The sequence below is a fragment of the Gilliamella sp. App4-10 genome (assembly GCF_001690495.1).
Taxonomy (GTDB): Bacteria; Pseudomonadota; Gammaproteobacteria; order Enterobacterales; family Orbaceae; genus Gilliamella; species Gilliamella apicola_G.
This window is the reverse complement of the sequence record NZ_LZGS01000007.1, coordinates 1-2,014: the sequence shown is the minus strand read 5'-3', so window position 1 is coordinate 2,014 and position 2,014 is coordinate 1. Positions and strand designations below refer to the sequence as shown.

The 2,014-nt window shown below is 37.3% G+C and carries 3 protein-coding genes and 1 pseudogene; all 4 read left to right on the top strand.

Features of this window, described 5'->3' with window-relative positions; genetic code table 11:
• On the top strand, nucleotides 1–451 hold a 451-nt coding region (locus A9G23_RS11440), incomplete at its 5' end, for a DUF6708 domain-containing protein (RefSeq protein WP_176700588.1).
• An 82-nt stretch (nucleotides 452–533) separates the two neighbouring features.
• Nucleotides 534–1,358 carry a DUF6708 domain-containing protein gene (locus A9G23_RS02005; RefSeq protein ID WP_065586040.1) on the top strand — a complete coding sequence of 275 codons (825 nt, stop codon included), beginning with the start codon at nucleotides 534–536 and terminating at the stop codon, nucleotides 1,356–1,358.
• 18 nt (nucleotides 1,359–1,376) lie between these two features.
• Entirely contained in the window at nucleotides 1,377–1,616 is a 240-nt protein-coding gene (locus A9G23_RS02000; protein ID WP_141674890.1) for a hypothetical protein, read from the top strand.
• Nucleotides 1,617–1,632: 16 nt separating this feature from the next.
• Nucleotides 1,633–2,014: pseudogene (locus A9G23_RS01995) on the top strand (hypothetical protein); the annotation flags it as partial.

Here is a 2,014-nt window from a genome sequence, read left to right as displayed (position 1 = left end):
TAAAGTCTATGTTAACGAAAGTTATTTTTTTAACTTTAAAGTATTACGGCATCCGGCGGTATTTTTACAACCGAAAAAACGCCGTATAAAAGAGTATGATTGGGATGATTTGCATGGTGTTGTTATTCATAATATGTCACGTAATGCCCTAACTTCAACCGTATTAATGGTGTGCCAACCGGGAACGCATCAAGTGATTGATCATATTATGTTAGATCCTATTCGAGCTGGCGCAGGGAGTACATTTGTTTGGGGTTGGATCAATAGTTTTATGTTTTTTTGTGATGTGGCCAATATCGATGATGGTGAATATAAATCAGATCAAGAAGCGGAATTTAAAGCCCATAGGATTGCCGGTCAAGACTGGCTCGAATGGATGGTTGAAGCGTTTAATGCCACATCATTAGAAGCGCTCGCGGAAATTAAACAACGGCATCATATAACGGAATAGCTAAGATGATGACGAAATCCCACTCATCATAAATCGCAGCAGTAACCCATTTCACGATGAATAAATAAAAAGGAGAGTCATCATGCCATCAAAATACCGTCCACAAATTTTTGGTTGGTTTGGCGATCTGGATAAAGGTCCACGTTTAGTGCCCCTGCATGACGATCGTTTAAGCTATGCCAATAATAACTATTGTGCCTTTATTCGTCAGGATCACAATGATCAGATTTTTTATGCTTGCCTTTATTTTGTTGCTATTATTTGTGGGAGTGGAGCTATCATTGGATGTCTTTGGTTGTTGGTACACCATGATAGCTCTAAAATAGAATTTATTGATATAGTAGTAATTTTGGGTTTTATTATCTGTTGTATCGGTATGTATTATGCTGTTCCTCAACTGTATCATAATCTATTCTCCCGTCGTGGTAGCCCTATTATATTTAACCGTAAAACAGGTAAAGTCTATGTTAACGAAAGTTATTTTTTTAACTTTAAAGTATTACGCCGTCCTGCGGTATTTTTACAACCGAAAAAACGCCGTATAAAGGAGTATGATTGGGATGATTTGCATGGTGTTATTATCCATAATATGTCGCGTAATGCTCTAACCTCGACCGTGTTAATGGTGTGCCAATCCGGTACGCATCAAGTGATTGATCATATCATGCTAGATCCTGCCCGAGCAGGCGCAGGGAGTACATTTGTTTGGGGTTGGATCAATAGTTTTATGGTGTATTATAAATCTGCCAATATCGATGATGGCGAATATAAATCAGATCAAGAAGCGGAATTTAAAGCCCATAGGATTGCCGGTCAAGACTGGCCCGAATGGATGGTTGAAGCGTTTAATGCCACATCATTAGCAGAGTTAGCTGAAATTAAACAACGGCACCATATAACGGAATAGCCCAAAAGCCGTTACAGTTTGGCAAGAATGGGCAAAGCGGTATGGCAATCTAATTTTAACGATATTGAAAAAATCGAAGTGAAAAAAACCGATCCTCATCAGTCAGATAGCCACCTAACGGTGATAACTTGGATAGCGGGCACCTTTGCTTATGATCTAATAAATAACTATCAAATCAATATCAGCCCTAATGCACAAGATGATGGCGAAATTCCACTTATCATTAACCGAAGCAGTAACCAATTTCATGAAGAATAAATAAAAGGAGAATAAAATGCCATCAAAATACCGTCCACAAATTTTTGGTTGGTTTGGGGATCTAGATAAAGGTCCTTATAGTGTGCCCCTGCATGATCGTCGCTTAAGTTATGCTAATAATAACTATTGTGCCTTTATTCGTAAGATTCCTTCTGATCAAGTTTTTTATTTATGTATTTACATCATTGCTGTTATTCTTTTATGCTCTGCAGTGGTTATATTATCTATATTGACTTATTTATGTAATCCAATTTTAGAAACTAACATGTTTTTAGCGGCGTTAAGTGGTGTTATTTTATGCTTTATTGCTATGTATTTTGTTATTCCAGAAATCTATCATAATCTATTTTCCCGTCGTGGTAGCCCCATTATATTTAACCGTAAAACGGGTAAAGTCT

Coding starts and splice junctions, on each gene's coding strand:
- A9G23_RS02005 (WP_065586040.1), top strand. CDS start 534: ATGCCATCAAAATACCGTCCACAAATTTTTGGTTGGTTTGGCGATCTG.